This window comes from Deltaproteobacteria bacterium (assembly GCA_016235345.1).
Lineage (GTDB): Bacteria > Desulfobacterota > Desulfobacteria > Desulfobacterales > Desulfatibacillaceae > JACRLG01.
This window is the reverse complement of the sequence record JACRLG010000036.1, coordinates 44,996-64,260: the sequence shown is the minus strand read 5'-3', so window position 1 is coordinate 64,260 and position 19,265 is coordinate 44,996. Positions and strand designations below refer to the sequence as shown.

The window sequence follows — 19,265 nt, the reverse complement described above, 5'->3', positions numbered from 1 at the left end:
CCGCTACATGGAGTTTTCCGGTCAGGTGTCCCGGTTTCGGGAGCCCAAGATCGAAAAGCCCAAGCGCAAGGCCTTTTCCGATCTCATCATGTACGATGGGGAAAGGTGCATCCTCTGCTCCAGGTGCGTCCGGTTCTGCGACGAGATCACCAAGGACAAGGAACTTGGCATCTTCGAGCGCGGCGCGCATTCGGTGGTGGACACCTTCGGCGATGGGAAGCTCACCTCAGGCTACCAGCTCTGCCTTGCGGACATCTGCCCGGTTGGCGCGCTCACCAGCCGCGATTTCCGGTTCAAGTGCAGGGCCTGGTATCTTACGGCCACCCCCTCGGTCTGCACCAAGTGCGCCAGGGGCTGCTCCATCCTGGTGGATTCCAAGGACGGCGCGGTTCAACGCTATCGCCCCCGCAAAAACCCGGATGTCAACGCCTTCTGGATGTGCGACGAAGGCCGACTCACTTATAAGGAAATAGCCGAAAACCGCGTCACCGAGCCTTTGGTGCGTGACGCCTCCGGCAAGCTCGTTCCGGTGTCCTGGGATGAGGCCGTGGCGCTGGTGGTGAAAAAATTCAAGGCAGCGCAAGGCTCTGTGGGGCTGGTGGCTTCGGCCTTTGAGACCAACGAGGCCAATTTCGCGCTTAAAAAACTCGCGGAAGCCATGGGCGCAAGCCTTGGAACCACCCCGGCGGACGTGGCCATGGGCAAGGGCGACGATCTTTTAAAGCTCGCAGACAAGACCCCCAACCGCACCGGGCTTTCCATGCTGGGCCTTTCCGGCGACGTGTCGGCGGCCAAGGCCCTTTTTGTGATGGGCAGCGACCTTGCGCCAGAAGCCGCTGCAAAGCTGGACTTTCTGGTTGTGGCAACGCCCTTTCTCACGCCCCTGGCGGAAAAGGCCAACGTGGTTCTTCCCACGGCCCACGCGGCGGAACAGTTCGGGTCTTACACGAATTTTCAAAAAATCGTCCAGAAAACCGAGCGCGGCGTAGCAGCGCCGGGAGGCGCTTTACCGGCCTACCAGGCCATATCGAAAATCGGCGAGGGCTTGGGTGCCAAGATACCCGTCTGCCCGGCGGCGCTTTTCAAGGCCATTACCGCCGAAGCGGAGGCATTTTCGGACCTCACCTGGGCCATGCTGGATCCCTGCGGCGGCCCCTGCAAGGAATGACATTCTCGCAAGGGCTCCGGTTGGGGAAGTGCGTTGCTCGCCCCCCGTCCGCAGCCCGTTACGGGTTGATTCGGAATAAGGTAAGGATTTTTTAGCTATGAGTCTCGGCTGGGTCATCGTCATTGCCATCATCAAGGTGGTCGCCGTCATGGGGCTCATCTTGTCGCTCACGCCAATCCTCATATGGTTCGAGCGCAAGGCGAGCGCCTGGATGCAGGACCGCATGGGGCCGAACCGGGCCAACGTGTACCTGCCTGGGGTTAAAGTGAACATCACCCTGTGGGGTCTCATTCACGCTGTCGCCGACGTTGTGAAGCTCTTCTCCAAGGAAGACATCACCCCGGCCAACGTGAACAAGGTCTTTTACCACGTGGGTCCGTTCATAACCATGACCGTGGCCTGCATGACCTTCGCGGTCATTCCGCTGGCCAGCCCCTTTCTTTACGGCGACCCTGCGAGCCCCTCGAAGTTCCTGATCCAGATAGCCGACTTGAACGTGGGCCTTCTCTACATTCTGGCAGTGGGCGGCATGGGAATATACGGGCTCATGGTGGCGGGCTGGGCCTCCAACAACAAGTATTCCATGTTGGGCACAATAAGGAGCGGCGCACAGCTCATCTCCTACGAGGTGGCCATGGGGCTCGCGGTGATGGGTCCCATCCTGGTATACGGGTCCATGCGGCTTCCCGAAATAGTGGAAGGCCAGGGCGCGATTCTGTGGGGAGCGGGATGGGGATTCCTTCTTCAGCCCCTTGCCTGCCTAATGTTCATCACGGCCTCATTCGCCGAAACCAACCGCATTCCCTTCGACCTTCCCGAAGGCGACTCGGAACTTGTGGCCGGTTTCCATCTCGAATATTCGTCAATGAAATTCGCCCTCTTCTTCATGGGTGAATACACCAACATCCTGGTGGCCTCGGCCTTCATGGTCTGCCTGTTCTTCGGCGGATACCAGGTGCCCTTCCTTACCACACCGGTGCTATATAATCTTGTGGGTTCAATAGGGCTCCCATTGTGGATGACCTCGCTCGTGGTGGTGGGAATCCAGTTCAACACCTTTATAATCAAGCTCCTTTTCTTCGGTTTCATGTTCATCTGGGTGCGCTGGACCCTTCCCCGGTTCAGGTTCGATCAGCTCATGATAGTGGGCTGGAAATACATGATTCCCCTTACACTGGCCAACGTGGTGGTTACCGGGGTGGTCGTCTTCTTCATGGTGCGGTGACACGATGGGATACGTCGTAAAAAGAGATGAAATCGGCGGAGCAGCGTATTCCGTGTATTTTCTCGAAATTGCCCGGGGAATGTACACGGTCATGCGCCACCTGGTGCGCAATTTTTCCGGCTACTGGCTTGGTGTCAGGGGACCCGTGAAGTCCCTGGCGGCCAACTACGATGTCCGCACCATAGATTATCCCCTTGAGAGGGCGACCCTGCCCCCGCGTTACAGGGCAAGGCACCGCCTTGTCCCCCGCGAGGACGGAACCCCGCGCTGCGTTGCCTGCAAGTGCTGCGAGTCGACATGCCCGGCCAAATGCATCCGCATCGTGGAGGGTGAGCACGAGGATCCGGCCATCGAGAAAAGGCCGGTAATTTTCGAGATCGACGAATTAAGGTGCGTTTTCTGCGGATACTGCGTCGAGGCCTGCCCTTGCGACGCCATCCGCATGGACAGCGAAATAGTGGAGTTGGCCGAGTATGACCGGGCCAGCTTCGTTTTGGGCATTGACCGGCTTTTGATGGATATCCCCCAAAAGCCATCGGTGAAGGGCGGGCTCTGGTAAAATGGAACAGCTCTTGTTTTATAATTTCGGAGGCTTGGCGGTTATTTGCGCGATCCTCACCATACTGCGCAAAAATCCGGTCACCAGCGCCCTGTTCCTGGTGGCCTGCATGTTCTGCCTCTCGGCCCTGTACGTGATGCTTAACGCGCATTTCATCGCAGCGGCCCAGGTTCTGGTTTACGCCGGCGCAATAATGGTTCTCTTCCTTTTCGTTATCATGCTTCTGGACCTTAGGAAAAGCGAGAACCCCGCGCCCAGCATCGCCCTGGCCCAGAAGGCGGTTGGAGTGTTTCTGGCCCTGGACTGCCTGGTGCTCATAGGCCTTCAGGTCGCCCTTTACGCCGCACCAAAGGTGGGGGACCTGCCGAAAAACTACGGCACCACCGAACTGGTTGCCAGGACCCTGTTTACCACATATATCCTGCCCTTTGAACTTGCCGGCGTGCTGCTCCTCGTGGCCGTGGTCGGTGCGGTGGTGGTCGCCAAGAGGGAGCTTTAGATCATGCTTTACGAATACCTGGCGCTTTCCGGCATCCTGTTCACCATCGGCGTGGTGGGTGTGCTCATCCGGCGCAACATCATCGTGATTTTCATGTGCATTGAGCTCATGCTGAATGCCGTGAATCTTTCGATCCTGGCCTTTTCCAAACAGCTGGCGTCCGCCGGGAACCTTGATGCCGCCATGAACGGGCATGCACTCATCATAATGGTGATGACCGTTGCCGCAGCCGAAGCGGCGGTGGGGCTCGCCATAGTGATTTCCATCTATCGCCGCCGTGAAACGGTGGACGTTGAGCAGATCAACATACTCAAGTGGTGACGGGGCGAAGCTGAAACCGGCAGCCGGGAAAGCCGGAAGTCGGCAGATAAGCCTTTCGCATCGCGCCACTGGCGGGAAAAGCGTTTTCCTGTGACTTTTTTCAAAGTCCATCGAATGGTGATTTTATAATGGAACCGAACATGGTGCAAAATACCGCTCTGATCGCCCTAATCCCCCTGTTTCCCCTTCTGGGGGTGCTGGCAAACGGCATTGCAGTATGGCGTCGCAAGGAACTGCCCAAAAAGGCGGTTGGCCGGATCGCCGCTGGCTCGGTGCTTCTGTCAGCCCTTACGGCCACTTTTCTTTTTGTACGCCTTATCGGCCTTGAGGACGGAGGAAAGTTCCACCAGGAACTGTTCAGCTGGATCGCGGCAGGAACAGGAAGCGATCTTCTGAACATCCCCTTCGGCTTCACCTTTGACCGCCTGTCCGCCGTAATGGCTCTCACGGTCTGCTGGGTGGGTTTTCTGATCCACGTCTATTCCATCGGCTACATGCATGACGACGAGTGTTTCGGCAGATACTTCACGTATCTCAACCTATTCATGTTCGCCATGCTCCTTCTGGTTCTGGGAGACAACCTCATCGTCCTTTTCATAGGATGGGAGGGCGTGGGCCTGTGCTCCTATCTTCTCATCGGGTTCTGGTTCGAGGACGACGCCAAGGCCTCCGCCGGAAAGAAAGCCTTCATAGTCAACCGCATCGGCGATTTCGGCTTCCTTCTGGGCATGTTCTTCCTCACTTGGGGAATGGGCCAGGTCGGAGCCATGTCCCTGGAATTCGACAAGCTGTCCGAAGCCATTTTGAAGCTGAAGGAAATCTTCGTAGTCATTCCCGGCCTGGGGGCGGTCCCCCTGCTTGAAGTGGCGGGCGTGTGCATGTTCGTAGGCGCTACCGGCAAATCGGCCCAGATACCTCTTTATATCTGGCTTCCCGACGCAATGGCCGGCCCCACGCCGGTTTCCGCCCTCATCCACGCGGCCACCATGGTCACTGCAGGCGTTTACATGATCGCCCGCATGGGCTTCATGTACAGCCTTGCCCCCTTCGCATCAACGGTGGTCTGTCTGGTGGGCGGCATGACGGCCCTTTTCGCGGCCACCATAGGCATTGCCCAGAACGATATAAAGAAGGTCCTGGCCTACTCCACGGTGAGCCAGCTCGGATACATGTTTATAGGTGTGGGCGTGGGCGCATATTCTGCGGGCGTTTTCCATCTCGTGACCCACGCGTTTTTCAAGGCCTGCCTCTTTCTCGGCTCCGGCGCGGTCATCATGGCCTGCCACCACGAGCAGGACATCCGTCGCATGGGCGGACTCTGGACTGGCAAGTGGGCTGACAAGAAAATGAAGTGGACGGGGCTTACCTTCATCCTGGCCACCGTCTGCATCGCGGGCCTTCCTCCCTTCTCAGGCTTTGTCTCCAAGGACGAGATTCTTTGGATGGCCTTTTCGACTCCCAACCCCATCTACGCCAATATTCACAAGGCGGTCTGGATCATGGGAGTCCTGGGCGCGTTCTGCACTGCCTTTTACATGACCCGACTCACGGTGCTCACTTTCTTCGGCGAGTATCGCGGCGCCGACCATGACCATGATTTCCACCACGCCCTTCCTTACGAGAAGGTCCACGAGGTGCCCAAGGTGATGTGGGTTCCCCTGGTCATCCTTATGATCGGGTTCGTGAGCCTTGGTTTTATGGGGAAATCCAAGATTTTCGTGGGAACCAACACCTTCCACCACTGGCTGGCTCCTGTTGTTGACGCGTCGGCCCACGGCGAAAAGGCAGCCCTTCCAGCGCCTGCCAAAGAAGGCCACGAGGTGGCGGCCATCGAGGAAAAGGCTTCCGAACACGCCGAGGCCAAGCCTGTTGAGGCCGGTCACGAAGCGCCTGCCGCTGCCGTAGGCCACGAGGTCGCGGCTCTTGCCCCGCACGGTGAAGCCGAAGCCGAAGCCCATGCCTTGCACAAACTGGAACTTTCGCTAATGGGCATGTCCGTTGTCGTGGCCGCCCTGGGAGTCCTTTTTGCGATACTGGTTTACGGAATCAAAAAGGTCCGTCCGCCAATGCCTTCAAAGGAAGGCTCCCTTGGCCTTGCCCACAGGGCGCTTTTGAACAAGTACTGGGTTGACGAGATTTACCGGGCTATCATCATAGAACCCATCAGGAAAACGTCGGAATCGTTTTTGTGGAAAATATTCGACGTGAAGATTGTGGACGGGTCCGTCAACGGAGTGGCTGCTGTGGCCAAGGAGATTTCCGCAGAGGGATTGAAGCTCCAAAACGGCATCGTGACGAGCTACGCTTTTTACATGGTTCTCGGCGTGGCCTGTGTTTTGGGATATCTGATTTTCGGTTAGGAAGTAACCCATGAGTTTTCCCATCCTGAGCATTCTGATTTTCTTCCCGCTTGTGGGGGCTTTGTCGCTCCTTCTGATTTCCGGGGAGAACAAGCAAAAACTCCGGCAGTTGGCCTTCTGGGTCTCCATGATCGAGTTCGCCATAAGCCTGCCCCTGTTTTTCATGTTCGATTCCACCACGCCCGATATGCAGTTTGTGGAAAAAATCGGATGGATATGGGCTTTTGGGCAGGCTTCACCCATTGTCCATTACAACCTGGGCATAGACGGCATAAGCCTTCTCTTGGTTCTTCTCACCACCTTCCTCACCCCCATCGTGCTCCTGTCCACCTGGACCGCAGTGGAAAAGCGGGTGAAGGAATTCATGTTCGCCCTTCTGGCTCTGGAAACCGCCATGATCGGGACCTTCCTGGCCATGGACCTTTTTCTCTTCTACGTTTTCTGGGAGCTGATGCTGATCCCCATGTTCCTTATAATAGGAGTCTGGGGCGGCGAAAGAAGGATTTACGCCACCATAAAGTTCTTCATATACACGATGGTGGGCTCGGTCCTGATGCTTGCGGCCATCCTGTACCTGGTATGGTTCTGCTACCGCGCCACGGGCGGAGAGGTTCTCACCTTCGACCTTCTGACCCTGTACAATTCGTCTCCCGGTCTGGCCCTTACGGTTCAGATGTGGCTCTTTGCGGCCTTCGCCTTTTCGTTCGCCATCAAGGTGCCCATGTTCCCGCTCCATACATGGCTGCCCGACGCCCACGTGGAAGCGCCCACAGCCGGTTCCGTCATACTTGCCGGCGTTCTGCTGAAGATGGGGACATACGGCTTCGTCCGGTTCGCCATGCCGCTCTTTCCTGAGGCTGCGGTGGCCGCGACCCCATTCATGAGCACCCTGGCCGTCATCGGAATCATCTACGGCGCGCTTGTCGCAATGGTTCAGCCGGACATAAAGAAACTCGTGGCCTACTCTTCGGTCAGCCACCTTGGCTACGTGATGCTTGGGCTTTTCGCCCTCACAGCCCAGGGTGTTTCGGGCGGCATCTACCAGATGCTCAACCACGGCCTTTCCACGGGCGCACTCTTCCTTTTGGTAGGCATCATCTACGAGCGCCGTCACACGAGGCTGATATCCGAATTCGGCGGGCTCACCAAGATAATGCCGGTTTACGCGGTCGTTTTCATGATCGTGACGCTTTCGTCAGTGGGCCTGCCCCTTACCAACGGTTTTGTGGGCGAGTTTTTGATCCTGATCGGAACCTTCCTGGGCCAGAACCCCTACGCCAAGCTCTTCGCGCTTTTGGGCTCCCTTGGCGTGGTTCTTGGGGCAGTTTACATGCTGTGGATGTTCCAGCGCGTGATGTTCGGCCCTGTCACCAACGAGAAAAACCGGTCCATGCCTGATCTCAACCGCAGGGAACTGGCCTATCTGATGCCCCTGGTCGTCTTCATCATGATTATGGGAATCTATCCCAAACCCTTCCTTTCACGCATGGAAACAAGTGTGCAACATTTTCTCAAGCGGTTTGAATCGGTCCAGCAGGCAAGGTACGACAATGTCTCCCTTGTCGCAAAAACCGATCTGGCGGTAAAGGAGGTGCGGTAACATGGATATCCTCCTCAAACCCATTGCGCCGCACATGATAGTGATCCTTGCCGGGTGCCTCGTGCTTCTGATCAGGGCTTACGGTAAAAAAGCCCCGATAATGCTTTCCGGGGCCTTGACCCTCGTGGGCCTTGTGGCCGCCCTTGTGGCCGCCGTGGTGCTCAGGCCCGAATCAGCAACCCCCGCATTTTCGGGCATGGTGGTGCAGGACTCGTTTTCCCTGCTGGTAATCCTTCTGGTGCTCTTATCCGCAATACTTTGCGTGATGCTGTCCTTTGATTACACGCAAAGAATCGGGATAGCCCAGGGTGAATTTTACGCGCTGTTCCTTTTCGCAGTATCGGGCATGATGTTTCTGGGCTCAGCCACCGATCTCGTCACCGTGTTTCTGGGTGTCGAGATAATGTCCATTTCCGTTTACGTTCTCGTGGGTTTCAACCGCCATCGCATGGAATCCACCGAGGCCGCCATAAAGTATCTGATTCTCGGCGCTTTTGCATCAGGCTTTCTGCTCTACGGAATTTCCATGATATACGGGGCAACCGGAACCACCGGCATCAGCCAGATCGCGGAGTTCTACAAGTCGCACGGCCCCAGCCAGTCCGGCCCCTTTTTCATGATCGGACTTGGGCTTCTCATAATCGGTTTCGGATTCAAAATTGGTGCAGCGCCTTTTCACATGTGGGTTCCCGACGTCTACCACGGCGCGCCCACCTCCATCACGGCCTTCATGGCCACCGGCGTTAAGGCCGCAGGCGTTGCGGTTTTCCTGCGGGTTCTCATGTTCGCCTTTCCGGACAGCGCCGAAAACTGGGTACCCCTCATCCAGATCATCGCAATGGCCACCATGACCGTTGGAAACTTCGCGGCCCTGGTCCAGACCAACATGAAGCGGATGCTGGCGTATTCGTCCATCGCCCACGCTGGTTACATTCTGGTGGGCATCGTGGCCACCTACGGCATAGGCTTTGAAGGCAAGGCCGTGACCTCGGTTTTCTTCTATCTTCTGGCCTATACCGTGATGAATATCGGCGCCTTCGGCGTGATGATTCTTCTTGGAAAGGGCAACGAGGAGTACGAGAGCATTGAAGATTACAAGGGGCTTGCCCAAAGAAGGCCCTGGGCCGCATTTCTTCTGGCTTTGTTCCTGCTCTCCCTTGCCGGAATTCCGCCCACCGCTGGTTTTGCCGGAAAATTCTACATCTTCACATCCGCCATGCGCGGGGGCTTCATCGCCCTGGTCGTGATCGGCGTTCTAAACTCGGCGCTTTCGGCTTACTATTACCTGCGGCCCCTGATCATAATGTACATGAGCGACCCGGCTGAACAGATCGAGGAAGCCACGGCGCGCCGTCCCGCGCTTGCCGTCGCCCTGGGCCTGACCGCGATCCTCACCCTTGAGCTGGGCATGGGCCTTTTGGCCTATCTCGTTGGAGGCGGGTCGTATTTTGAGATGATTTCGAGAGCCATTGCCAAGGTCATGTAAACTTCGCTTTAAGCGACAAAAAGGCCGCCCCGAACGGGGCGGCCTTTTTTTTACCTTTACGTCTATTTTTATACACCGCTAAAATCCGTGGCGGTTTTTTCGCTTTAGAAGATATCTCTGGTGGTATTCCTCCGCCCTGAAAAACGGGCCCGCAGGTAAAATCTCCGTCACCACCGGTCGGGAATTCAGGCCGGAATGTCCGATCTCCTCGCGGCTTTTCCTGGCCCGGTCCAACTGCGCCTGCCCGGTAGCGAAAATCGCGCTCCTGTACTGGGTTCCTGCGTCAGGTCCCTGGCGGTTCAAGCTGGTGGGGTCGTGAATGGCCCAGAATTTTTTTAACAGAGCCTCCTCGCCGACAGCTTCAGTATCGAAATCAACCCTTACTGCCTCGGCGTGGCCGGTTTTTCCGGTACAGACATCCTCGTAGGTTGGATTCACAACGTGTCCGCCGATGTAGCCACTGGCAACCCCCACCACCCCGGCCATTTTTGCGAAGGCCTCCTCAACCGCCCAGAAACAGCCAGCTGCAAATACGATGCTCGGACTTCCCCCGAAAAGCCAGGCGTAATGGCCGTAATTCCCGGCTTCGAGAGCGTCTTTGGAAATAAAACGGAACGCGGCTGAGTTCATGCAATAGCGTTGTCCCAAAGGCTTGGGGCCGTCGTTGAATACATGGCCCAGATGGATATCGCTCAGTGCGGCCCTCACCTCGGTCCTCATCATTCCGTGGGTGAAGTCGGTTTTGAGCACAAGGGCCTCCTTGAAAACCGGCTTCGTGAAACTCGGCCAGCCTGTGCCGGAATCGAACTTGTCGGAAGACGAAAACAAAACCTGGCCCGACACCACATCAACGTAGATGCCTTCTTCGTGATTGTTCCAAAAGGCGTTGTCAAAAGGCGGCTCGGTGCCGTCTTTCCTCAAAATCCCGAATTGTTCGGCGCTGAGGATTTTTAGAAGGTATTCATCGGAATATATCTGAATTCGTTCAGGTTTTTTCATGGTCCGCCTCTATGGCCCGACGAATCATTTGGGAAAGGGAGTCTCTTGAAAAGGGCTTTTGCAGAAAGTGCATATTCTCATCCAAAACACCGTGCTGGGCAATTACATTTGCGGTATAGCCGGACATGAAAAGGCATTTGAGCCCTGGCCGTCTTTTCAAAAGCGCATGGTAAAGGTCCTTGCCGTTCATTTCAGGCATTATGACGTCGGTGACAAGAAGCCCTATGACGCCCTCGTGTTCATCGGACAATTTAAGGGCGCGCGTAGGCCCGTCTGCGGCAAGCACCGTGTAGCCAAGTTTCTGGATTGTCATTTTGGCAATTTTGAGCAGGGGGGGCTCGTCTTCAACCAGAAGAATGGTTTCAGCCCCGGTCCTGGCGGCCTGAGTCGAGAAAGATTCGGGCATGGAAGCGCCGACACGGGAAAATTTCGGGAAAAAAATCTGGAAGGTCGAGCCCCAGCCCTTCTCGGAATAAACATATATGAAGCCGTTGTTCTGCTTCACTATTCCGTAAACCGTGGAAAGCCCCAGTCCGGTGCCGGCTCCCATTTCCTTTGTGGTGAAAAAGGGCTCGAACAGGCGCTCCACTGTTTCCCTGTCCATGCCGCAGCCATCGTCGCCAACGGTCAGGCACACGAAATCGCCGGGTATGGCCCCTGCGTGGTCTTTGCAGAAATTTTCATCGAGGCTTACGTTGGCGGTTTCGATGGAAAGGCGGCCCTCGCCGTCAACGGCGTCCTTGGCGTTCACTGCAAGATTCACAAGAATCTGGTCGATCTGGGCCGGGTCCATTTTGACAGCCCAGAGATCAGGAGCAGGATTCCATATCAGGCGCATGTCCTCACCGATTATCCTTGAGAGCATCTTAAGAAGGCCTTCGATGGTTTCGTTCAGGTCAAGAACGCTGGGAGCGATAACCTGCTTTCTGGCAAAGGCCAGCAACTGCCGGGTGAGATCGGCGGAACGCGTGGCTGCCTGACGGATTTCTTCCAGGTCGTCATAAAGGGGGTTTGAAGGCAAGATGCCTTCCAGGGCCATCTCGGCATGGCCCATTATAACGGAAAGCATGTTGTTGAAATCGTGAGCAACCCCACCGGCAAGCCTGCCCACGGCTTCCATCTTCGCCGCCTGCCTCAGTTGGGCGGTGAGCTTCTCCTGGGCCTCCTGGGCCGCAATCCTTTCGGTGATGTCCCGGCCCACCCCCACGAATCCCATGGGGCTTCCGTTTAAGTCCCTTACCATTGTCATGGTGACTTCAGCGGGTATTATGGAGCCGTCTTTCCGAAAAAAGTCGAGGGTCATTGTGCGCGAAATTACAAGGTCTTTTTGCGCAAGCCTTTCCGGCGTCAGTTCTTCGGCCAAAACCTGAAAAAAAGCCTCGGCGGACGATTGAGGGAAATGGCTCTCAATGGGCATGGTCTGGAATTCCTCCAGGGTGAACCCCCGGGTTTTTACCGCTGCCGGGTTTATGTAGATAACCCTGAAATCCATGTCCATCAGCCATACGATGTCATTCATATTGTTGGTGATGATGCGGTAGCGCTCCTCGCTCTCGGCAAGAGCCTGTTCCGTTTTTTTTCGTTCGGTGATGTCGGCGATGCTGGAAAGCACGCAGATTTCATTGTTGATGCGAAGCATTTGGGCCGAAAAAAGGCCGGTCATGAGTTCCCCGTTCTTTCTCTTGAACGGGAATTCGACGCTGGTGACCTTTTTACCGGCTGCAAGGTCTGCCACCACCTTGAGCCGGTCATCAATCTTAACCCAAAGGTTCAGTTCGTTTGTGCTGCGGCCTATACATTCGGGCATGGTGTAGCCGGTAACGTCGCAAAACGCCTCGTTCACGTCGATGATCTTGCCGTCGGACGCGCGGGTTATGGTTATTGCGTAGGGCGATGTGTGAAAGGCCGATGCGAATTTTTGCTCGCTTTCGGCAAGCACGGCCTGGGAATTTTTCTGATCGGTGATGTCCTGGATGGTTCCCTGCAAAACCTGTAGAAAGCCGCCCTGAAAATGGCACTGTCCGATGTCCGAGACCCAGCGGATTTCCCCGGAGGGATGATATATCCTGTATTCCATTCCGTATGGCCGGTCAGGGTTGGCCAGGGCTGTTTCGTACCGGCCTGTTACCATTGACAGGTCATCGGCATGAATGAAGCCGATCCAGGATGCCTGGCCGTTTGAAAACTCCTGGGCGGGCAGGCCCGTGAGGCCCTCGGCCCGGCCTTCGAACATCAGGGCATGATAGGAGTGAGGCATGAACTGGTAGGCGATGCCCTGAAAATTGGAAAGAAAGGCGTGCTGGCGGCTTTCGTGGGACTCGATGTCGGAATAAAGCCTGCGGGAAACCATCATGAAAAACGCTATTGTGAAGGCTATTACGATCATCTGATAGAGCAGCATATGTGAAACATCAAGGTTGGAAGATCTGAAGAAGTCATTATTTGCTGGTCCCGGCAAATTGACAGTCGTAAAAATTCTGAAGCAGGAATGAATCAATAAAATAATATACATGATCGACACAGGCTTGGTGGAATATGATATTTTATTGAATTTGCTGGACAATATATATATGGCCTCTAAAGAGAAGATTAATATAGTTATCGTAATTAAAATATTTCTGTATTTTAAATTTGGATATGATATTGCGAAATATGACATGCCGATTGTAAAAATAATAATAATAATAAAATTATGAACATGTTTTCTTTGTAAGCCAATATATTTCTCCAAACCTACAATTATAAGAAAAAAGCCAGTTATTGCAAAATCGTTGCTGATAACAATCGATATGAAATCTGGTATTATTCCGCGTGAAACGAGCAGCATGGACGATATAACCTGGAATACGTAGTCTATCGCCAGGAAAGAAAGTCCGTCGTATCGCTTTCTGTTCTCGCGCCAAAGATAGACCATGAATACCATTGTCAGAAAATTGGTTGCAACGATGCAGGCGATGACGGTTTTCATGTCAAGCATGGTGCGCCTCAGGCGTTTTTTGCTGGTAATGGATGGGTATACGGAAAAAATTTCAGGGGCTTGAAAACTGAACAAGGCTAACGGACAATCAAGATACGGTAGGCTGATTCCCGATTGAGTGAAAAAGATGCCCGGTTCACGGGGGGGCGAAGCGGATGACGCATGTAAACTTGTGGCGTCATCGATAATCAATATTATCTGAAGAGACGTCTTATTGCAATATATATCACATTTTGTGTCGCGGGTGATGAGGGCCGGGATTTTGCCGGACGGGTGAAGGCTTGCCCGTCAAAGCCCGAAGTGGCGGAAGGCGGAAAGGGAGGCCCGGCGGCCAGCCGAGGTGCGCATTAGAAAACCGATCTTCAGAAGAAAGGGCTCCACCACGTCCACCAGGGTGTCGCTTTCCTCCTGGAGGGTTGCGGCTATGGCCTCGATGCCCACCGGGCCGCCGCTGTAGTAGTCCATTATGGTGCGAAGATACTTGCGGTCGAGGCTTGTCAGGCCCGCCTCGTCCACGCCTTCCAGGGCCAGGGACTCCTCCACGGCGGTTTTGGTGAGCTGCCCGTCGCAGCGCACCTGGGCGTAGTCCCGCACGCGCTTTAAAAGGCGGTTGGCTATCCTTGGGGTTCCCCGCGAGCGCCTTGCAAGCACCAGGGCCGCGTCCGGGCCTATCGGGCAGGAGAGAATGCCGGCGCTCCGGGTGATTATGGAGACGAGCTGTTCCTCGGTGTAGAAATCGAGGCTTCGGAAAATGCCGAACCGGTCGCGCATGGGCGATGATAGAAGGCCGACGCGGGTGGTGGCCCCCACCAGAACGAATTTCTTGAGCCTGAACCTGTGGCTTCGGGCGTGGATGCCCTTGTCGAAGATGAAATCCACGGAATAGTCCTCCATGGCCGGATAAAGAAGCTCCTCCACGGCCTTGGGGGTGCGGTGGATTTCGTCCACGAAGAATACGTCGCGGTCTTCCAGGTGGGTGAGGATGCCCAGAAGGTCGCCTCCCTTTTCAAGGGCCGGGCCGGAGGTGACCGTGAGCCGCGCGCCCATTTCGTTTGCGATTATGTGGGCGAGCGTCGTCTTGCCTAAGCCTGGGGGGCCGTGAAGAAGGATGTGGTCCAGGGGCTCGTTCCGGGCAAGGGCGGCCTGGATGGCTATTTTGAGCGTATCCACCGCCTCCTGCTGGCCCACGTATTCCGAAAGGCTGGAAGGCCGCAGAGACAGAAACGCGGTCTCCTCGTCTTCGGGACGGGCTTCGGGGCAGGTGACGGGCTCGTCTGTAACTGTCCAGTCCGGGGTCATTGGGGTTCCGTGTGTTTCAAGCGTTTACCGTCTCGTAAATCACCGGGCGGAACCGGGCGGCAGGAATGACTCTGCCTTCAGCCTTGGCGGTGTCGAGCCACAGCGCCCTCGCTTTTTCGAGTTCCTGCAAGGCATCCATGGCGGTTTTCCCGAAAGCGGAACAGGCTTCGAGATCAGGAATGTCCGCTATATAGCCCCCGTCCTCTTCGGAATAAAAAATGTTGATGTGATAGTCCCGCATCATTCATCCTCCAGTCTGAGACTGTGCCGTTCCACAAGCTTGAGGAATTGGCGTACTTGGTAAGGCTTGGCTTCACCATTGACGTTTTGAATGTTGACCAGTTCCGGAAGATCGTTGCGGCTGAAAATATGGTGACTTCCATCAGTGCGTGCAATAGTGAATCCAAATCCAGTAACCAGGTTGACCATGTCATCGAAACGGATATTCTTTGAACCGCCCAGAATTTTTTTTAGAATTTTGCGCCGGTTCATTGTTTATCCCTTGCTCACTTCCCCTGCATTTTAAGGGGCATGACCGAGGTGCCGCGCTCGGCGGCGATCTGCATCATAAGGTCGCGCACACCCGCAGGGGGCGTGCGGAGGGCTTCCTGATCGACCGGTTTGAGGGTGATTGCCCCGGTGGGGCAGGTGGTGACGCACAGGCCGCAGCCTATGCAGCGGTCGCGGTTCACAAGCGCCACGTCGTCTTTCATGGTGATGGCCGCGATCTGGCAGCGGGAAAGGCAGGTTTCGCAGCCGGTGCAGGTTTCCGGGTCAACTTCCGCATAGTGGTTGGTGAGCACCATCTCGGCGGGCTTGGGAAGCCTGTTCAAGGTGCGCAGCACGCCGCAGCAGCAGCCGCAGCAGTTGCACATGCCGCCCGGATTGATGACGTTGAAGGGCTGGTTGACAAGGCCCCCCTTTTCGGCGGTGTCGAGGATTTTTAGGCCCTCTTCAAGGTCGATGAAGCGGGCCAGGCCGTTTTCCACGAAGTAGTCGGCGTGGCTGCCGAAGACCATGCACACCTCGCGGGGCTTGTCGCAGGTGTGGCCCACAAGGTCCTGCTGCTTGCGGCAGATGCACTGGGCCACCGCGAGCTTTTTCTGGCTTTTGAGGATTTCCCGTGCGTCGTCGTGGGAGGCCACCGGAAAGCTGACATCCAGCGACTGGTTCACCGGTATGGTGCGCATGGGGATGGTGACGGTGTCGGTGAGGGAAAAGCCCTCGTCGAAATAGCGCTCCACCAGGGCCGCGAATTTTTCGTCCATGGTCTTCAACTGGAACTCGTAAATGCCAACAACGAAGGCGGAGGCCGCGTAGAAGACCTTGTCGTTCTTGCGGAGCCTGAAAATGAGGCCCTTTGCGGCCATGTCGGCCAGCATCTCCGCCGTTTGGGCTGGGTCCCTGCCCGTGCGGGAGGCCACCGAGGACGCCTCCTCCGGAAGAAGCGAGAGGTCCAGGAACATTTCCGCCTGGGAGGGGGAAAAAAGGTGCTTCAATATTTCGATCTCGACTCCGCTTTTGGTGGCGGGAAAGCCCACCGAATACTGGTCGAGCTGCTTTTGAAGTTCGCGGAAAACGTCGGACATGTCTGCCTCCGGGGCGGGGGGATTCCGCCTTTAAATCAGGGTCATCTCAGCTTCGCTTCACGCGCTTCCTGGGCATAGGGTGAGGTTGGGAACTTTTTCAGGAAGTCCTCGTAGGCCTTGCGGCTGTTTTTGGCGTCCTTCATTGCTGCGTATATCCGGCCAAGGGAAAGGGCCGCGTCCTCCTGGACCGGGCTTTGGTCGTCCTTGGCAAGCGTCGAAAAGATGTCGAGAGCTTTCTGGTATTCCTTGTGACCCTCGTGGGCGTAGGCAAGGCCGCTTTGTATGATGCTACTGGTCATGGGGTCCTGCCCCACCCGGCCCGACGCCTTCTGAAAAGCCTCTATGGCCTTGTCGTACTTGCCCTCGCGTAGGTAGAGCCTGCCCAGAAGCCCGGCGGCAAGGTCGGCTGCTGAACTGCGCGGGTACTTGGTCATCACCTCGCTAACTGCGGTCTGGGCCGCCGTTACGCCCTTGCCCGTTTCCAGCGCCGAGGTGTAGCTTTCCCTGGCGTTGGCCAGCATGATGAAAGCCTGGTTTTCCTGGCGCTTCATGTAGAACCTGACACCGGCCAGCACCACCACCAGGGTGATAACCGTAATGAGCGCGGCCCAGAGCTGTTTTTCGTGGGTGCGCACGAATTCCACTGTGCGGGCGGTGAAGGTGATGAACTCGTCAGGCTTTTTCAGGAGGTCTTTTCTGCTTACCTTTTGTTTTACTGCCACTGTCCGGTCCTTTCAGATCAACGTGGAATAGTCATCCAAGGGATGTGCGTACAATAAATCGTGCCTCAATCAGACAGGCGCTTATATGACATGGGTTTCGGTGTCGTAAAGTTCGGGCAAAAGGCTTCTTATGCGCTTCCAGCCCTCGTCGGGGATGTGTGCGCCCACAACCTGGCAGACCTCGTGCCCGCAGGCTGAGCCAAGCTCGCCGCACTTGGCCAGATCGAGCCCCAAGGCCATGCCGTAAAGGAAGCCTGCGGCCCAAAGGTCGCCGGCTCCGGTGGTGTCCAGGGCCGTGCCGTCCCCACGGGCCTTCACAACCACCACCCGGCCTTCGGCCTTTATCATGGATCCGCGCGGCCCCATCTTCAGAGCCGCCACTGCGGCCTTCTCCGCCAGTTTTTCCAGTGCTTCCGCCTCGTCCCTAAGGCCCGTGTAGGCTTCCGCCTCGTCCTCGTTGGCGATAAGAATGTCAACGAAATCGGACACCAGGCCCGTCACGTAATCGCGGTTTTCCATAACCACGTTGTGGCTGGCAAGGTCTAAGGAAATCTTCGCCCCGGCGTCCTTGGCCGCAACCAGGGTGCGCTCCAAAAGCTTTCTGTTGAATACGAGGTAGCCCTCAACGTGGACGATGGACGCCCCGTTGAAAACGCCGCTTTCAACCTCCTCTGGAGCCGTTTCCGCCGATGCCCCAAGGTAGGTGAGCATGGACCGCTGGGCGTCCGGGGTTATTATGGACAGGACCCTCCCGGTGGGCTTTTCGGATGAAAAAAGCGCGGGCTCCACGGCGTGGCTGGAAAGGGAGCGCCGGAAAAGCTCGCCGAAATCGTCGTCGCCGCATTTTCCCACGAAACGCGCGCTGCCGCCCAACCTGCCAACCCCCAGCACGGTGTTGCAGGCGCTGCCGCCCGGAACCACCTTGTGGCCGCCCGAAAGCTGGGAAAAGAGCGACTCGATCCTTTCATGCTCCACAAGCTGCATCCCGCCCCGGACCGCCCCTGACCGCGTTATGAAATGGTCGTCCTCCTGGGCCAGGATGTCCACAAGGGCCGAGCCTATGCCCACTATGAGATTTTTTTTGTTTTTCATTTAGCCGGAATCGTTGGTTGATGGGTTATTGAAAATAAAAGAACCGGATTTTCCCTTACCACAAGAGGGATTGGTGTATCCAGCCGGTTTCGCCCTCGCCGTGGCGCACCTTGACCCACTCGCCCTTTCGCAGAAGCTCCTTGAAGGCCGTCCCCTTTTCGCTTTTGAAGAGGACCCGGCTTCCGGCTTCGGGCAAAAGCCTTGCCAGCACGTTGTCTTTGGCCACCGCCACGGTCTTGTTGACCGTGAGAAGCGTCCGGGATATCCAGCCCTGGTCGCCCTCGAAATCCTTCACCCGGCACCATGCGCCCTGGCGCTCCAGAACCACGAAGGGGTGATAAAGCTCCACCTGCCAGGCGATATCGAACGAATCCCCGGGGCCGGTGCGCACGTTGGCCGCCCTCACCCCCACGGACATGCGCTCCGAAAGGTCGGCTGCAAGAGCCCCCGGAAGGATGAAAAGGGCCGTCGCCAAAAGGGCTGCGGCGAAGATTCTTTTTCGGAGTTTCATCAAAAAGAGCCCGCGAGAAATTCCACCCGGATTTCGCCCTTCAGGGCCGCCGCGAACTTTTCGGCGTCGTCCTTCGTGCCCACTATGGCCCCGTAGTGCATGGGAACGGCCACTGCGGGCTTTATTCGCCGTGCGGCCTCTGCAGCTTCCTCAAAGGTCATGACATAGGTGCCAGACACCGGCAGAAGGGCGATGTCGCATCGCACGTCTGCCATTTCGGGGATGAGGTCCGTGTCGCCCGCGTGATAGACCGTGACGCCGTCAACCGTGACCAGAAAGCCCAGCCACTGGTTGCTCTTGGGGTGGAAGGGTTTTCCGATGTTGTAGGCCGCTGTGGCCGTGACCGTTATCCCGTGGACCTGTATGGTGTCGCCGGGCTTCATGGTCCTGACGCCGCCCGTAAGTTTTGCCGCCGCCATCGGCTCGGTGATGATAACCGTATCCGGGCCCGCGAACTTTGCGACATCCTCCGGCGAGCAGTGATCGAAATGCTCGTGGCTGATGAGGATGATATCGGCCTTTTCCGGGTTGGCCGCTCCGTAAGGGTCGAAGACTATGGTCTTTCCGGCTGCTTTGAGGAGAAAACCGTCGTGGCCCAGCCAGCGAAGGTTTTTGAGCACGGTTTCCAGCATGGCGTGTCCCCCTTTTAGGTAATGGCTGCTTTTATGGAAGGCAGGGCATGACCGCGAGTTTGAATCATATCCCGCCCCCGGTTTCCCGTCAAGACCTGTGGGTTCCTGTCGGCAACGTTGCATTTTGGGGCGTTAAGGGTTAACTTGAAAAAGGCCGCCGGTAAACCGGGCATCGCCTGAAAAATTTCATCCCGGCGCGACCTGCTCCCCGTCCCCTTTCATAAGA

Annotated in this window: 18 protein-coding genes; 8 read left to right on the top strand and 10 right to left on the bottom strand. The window is 56.4% G+C overall.

The features are described from left to right. The 8 genes from HZB23_16895 to HZB23_16860 all read left to right on the top strand — a co-directional run. Positions 1-1,168: molybdopterin-dependent oxidoreductase (locus HZB23_16895; GenBank protein ID MBI5846336.1), on the top strand; the 1,168-nt coding region annotated here is incomplete at its 5' end. Positions 1,169-1,265: 97 nt separating this feature from the next. Next, positions 1,266-2,393 (top strand): NADH-quinone oxidoreductase subunit NuoH, encoded by a 1,128-nt coding sequence (gene nuoH, locus HZB23_16890; GenBank protein MBI5846335.1) that lies wholly within the window; start codon positions 1,266-1,268, stop codon positions 2,391-2,393. A gap of 52 nt (positions 2,394-2,445) precedes the next feature. Continuing rightward, on the top strand, positions 2,446-2,952 hold the full coding sequence (locus HZB23_16885; GenBank protein ID MBI5846334.1) for an NADH-quinone oxidoreductase subunit I: 507 nt from the start codon (positions 2,446-2,448) through the stop codon (positions 2,950-2,952). A 1-nt stretch (position 2,953) separates the two neighbouring features. Next, complete coding sequence (locus HZB23_16880) at positions 2,954-3,451, top strand: NADH-quinone oxidoreductase subunit J (GenBank protein ID MBI5846333.1); 498 nt, start codon at positions 2,954-2,956, stop codon at positions 3,449-3,451. Positions 3,452-3,454: 3 nt separating this feature from the next. Continuing rightward, a complete protein-coding gene (nuoK, locus tag HZB23_16875; GenBank protein ID MBI5846332.1) occupies positions 3,455-3,772 on the top strand; it encodes an NADH-quinone oxidoreductase subunit NuoK in 318 nt (105 codons plus the stop codon). A 140-nt stretch (positions 3,773-3,912) separates the two neighbouring features. Then, positions 3,913-6,132, top strand: a complete 2,220-nt coding sequence (nuoL, locus tag HZB23_16870; protein MBI5846331.1) for an NADH-quinone oxidoreductase subunit L — start codon at positions 3,913-3,915, stop codon at positions 6,130-6,132. A gap of 10 nt (positions 6,133-6,142) precedes the next feature. Beyond that, a complete protein-coding gene (locus HZB23_16865; GenBank protein ID MBI5846330.1) occupies positions 6,143-7,732 on the top strand; it encodes an NADH-quinone oxidoreductase subunit M in 1,590 nt (529 codons plus the stop codon). 1 nt (position 7,733) lies between these two features. Continuing rightward, positions 7,734-9,218 carry an NADH-quinone oxidoreductase subunit N gene (locus tag HZB23_16860; protein ID MBI5846329.1) on the top strand — a complete coding sequence of 495 codons (1,485 nt, stop codon included), beginning with the start codon at positions 7,734-7,736 and terminating at the stop codon, positions 9,216-9,218. A 78-nt stretch (positions 9,219-9,296) separates the two neighbouring features. Here the strand turns inward: HZB23_16860 and msrA are convergent, their stop codons facing one another. From msrA to HZB23_16810, 10 genes are all read right to left on the bottom strand, one after another. Beyond that, complete coding sequence (msrA, locus tag HZB23_16855; GenBank protein ID MBI5846328.1) at positions 9,297-10,217, bottom strand: peptide-methionine (S)-S-oxide reductase MsrA; 921 nt, start codon at positions 10,215-10,217, stop codon at positions 9,297-9,299. Continuing rightward, positions 10,204-12,618: a PAS domain S-box protein gene (locus HZB23_16850; protein MBI5846327.1), complete on the bottom strand. Its 2,415-nt coding sequence runs from the start codon at positions 12,616-12,618 to the stop codon at positions 10,204-10,206. The genes msrA and HZB23_16850 overlap by 14 nt, the downstream gene beginning before the upstream one ends. 864 nt (positions 12,619-13,482) lie before the next feature. Continuing rightward, positions 13,483-14,493, bottom strand: a complete 1,011-nt coding sequence (gene ruvB, locus HZB23_16845; protein MBI5846326.1) for a Holliday junction branch migration DNA helicase RuvB — start codon at positions 14,491-14,493, stop codon at positions 13,483-13,485. A gap of 16 nt (positions 14,494-14,509) precedes the next feature. Further along, positions 14,510-14,734 (bottom strand): type II toxin-antitoxin system HicB family antitoxin, encoded by a 225-nt coding sequence (locus HZB23_16840; GenBank protein ID MBI5846325.1) that lies wholly within the window; start codon positions 14,732-14,734, stop codon positions 14,510-14,512. Next, positions 14,734-14,985 carry a type II toxin-antitoxin system HicA family toxin gene (locus HZB23_16835; protein MBI5846324.1) on the bottom strand — a complete coding sequence of 84 codons (252 nt, stop codon included), beginning with the start codon at positions 14,983-14,985 and terminating at the stop codon, positions 14,734-14,736. Before HZB23_16835 ends, HZB23_16840 begins: the two co-directional genes overlap by 1 nt. Positions 14,986-14,999: 14 nt before the next feature. Continuing rightward, entirely contained in the window at positions 15,000-16,082 is a 1,083-nt protein-coding gene (locus HZB23_16830; protein ID MBI5846323.1) for a 4Fe-4S binding protein, read from the bottom strand. Between the two features lie 41 nt (positions 16,083-16,123). After that, entirely contained in the window at positions 16,124-16,804 is a 681-nt protein-coding gene (locus HZB23_16825; GenBank protein ID MBI5846322.1) for a tetratricopeptide repeat protein, read from the bottom strand. Between the two features lie 81 nt (positions 16,805-16,885). Next, positions 16,886-17,896, bottom strand: coding sequence for an adenosine kinase (locus HZB23_16820; protein ID MBI5846321.1), 1,011 nt, complete (start codon positions 17,894-17,896; stop codon positions 16,886-16,888). 55 nt (positions 17,897-17,951) lie between these two features. Beyond that, complete coding sequence (locus tag HZB23_16815; protein MBI5846320.1) at positions 17,952-18,407, bottom strand: SH3 domain-containing protein; 456 nt, start codon at positions 18,405-18,407, stop codon at positions 17,952-17,954. Then, positions 18,407-19,039, bottom strand: coding sequence for an MBL fold metallo-hydrolase (locus tag HZB23_16810; GenBank protein ID MBI5846319.1), 633 nt, complete (start codon positions 19,037-19,039; stop codon positions 18,407-18,409). Before HZB23_16810 ends, HZB23_16815 begins: the two co-directional genes overlap by 1 nt. Positions 19,040-19,265 lie beyond the last annotated feature (226 nt).

Excerpts from the sequence above, each read along its gene's own strand:
- HZB23_16840 (MBI5846325.1), bottom strand. The coding sequence starts at position 14,734 with ATGCGGGACTATCACATCAACATTTTTTATTCCGAAGAGGACGGGGGC.
- HZB23_16830 (MBI5846323.1), bottom strand. The coding sequence starts at position 16,082 with ATGTCCGACGTTTTCCGCGAACTTCAAAAGCAGCTCGACCAGTATTCG.
- nuoH (MBI5846335.1), top strand. The coding sequence starts at position 1,266 with ATGAGTCTCGGCTGGGTCATCGTCATTGCCATCATCAAGGTGGTCGCC.
- HZB23_16815 (MBI5846320.1), bottom strand. The coding sequence starts at position 18,407 with ATGAAACTCCGAAAAAGAATCTTCGCCGCAGCCCTTTTGGCGACGGCC.
- HZB23_16860 (MBI5846329.1), top strand. The coding sequence starts at position 7,734 with ATGGATATCCTCCTCAAACCCATTGCGCCGCACATGATAGTGATCCTT.
- nuoK (MBI5846332.1), top strand. The coding sequence starts at position 3,455 with ATGCTTTACGAATACCTGGCGCTTTCCGGCATCCTGTTCACCATCGGC.
- HZB23_16865 (MBI5846330.1), top strand. The coding sequence starts at position 6,143 with ATGAGTTTTCCCATCCTGAGCATTCTGATTTTCTTCCCGCTTGTGGGG.
- nuoL (MBI5846331.1), top strand. The coding sequence starts at position 3,913 with ATGGTGCAAAATACCGCTCTGATCGCCCTAATCCCCCTGTTTCCCCTT.
- HZB23_16880 (MBI5846333.1), top strand. The coding sequence starts at position 2,954 with ATGGAACAGCTCTTGTTTTATAATTTCGGAGGCTTGGCGGTTATTTGC.
- HZB23_16820 (MBI5846321.1), bottom strand. The coding sequence starts at position 17,896 with ATGAAAAACAAAAAAAATCTCATAGTGGGCATAGGCTCGGCCCTTGTG.
- ruvB (MBI5846326.1), bottom strand. The coding sequence starts at position 14,493 with ATGACCCCGGACTGGACAGTTACAGACGAGCCCGTCACCTGCCCCGAA.
- HZB23_16850 (MBI5846327.1), bottom strand. The coding sequence starts at position 12,618 with ATGCTGCTCTATCAGATGATCGTAATAGCCTTCACAATAGCGTTTTTC.
- HZB23_16835 (MBI5846324.1), bottom strand. The coding sequence starts at position 14,985 with ATGAACCGGCGCAAAATTCTAAAAAAAATTCTGGGCGGTTCAAAGAAT.
- HZB23_16810 (MBI5846319.1), bottom strand. The coding sequence starts at position 19,039 with ATGCTGGAAACCGTGCTCAAAAACCTTCGCTGGCTGGGCCACGACGGT.
- msrA (MBI5846328.1), bottom strand. The coding sequence starts at position 10,217 with ATGAAAAAACCTGAACGAATTCAGATATATTCCGATGAATACCTTCTA.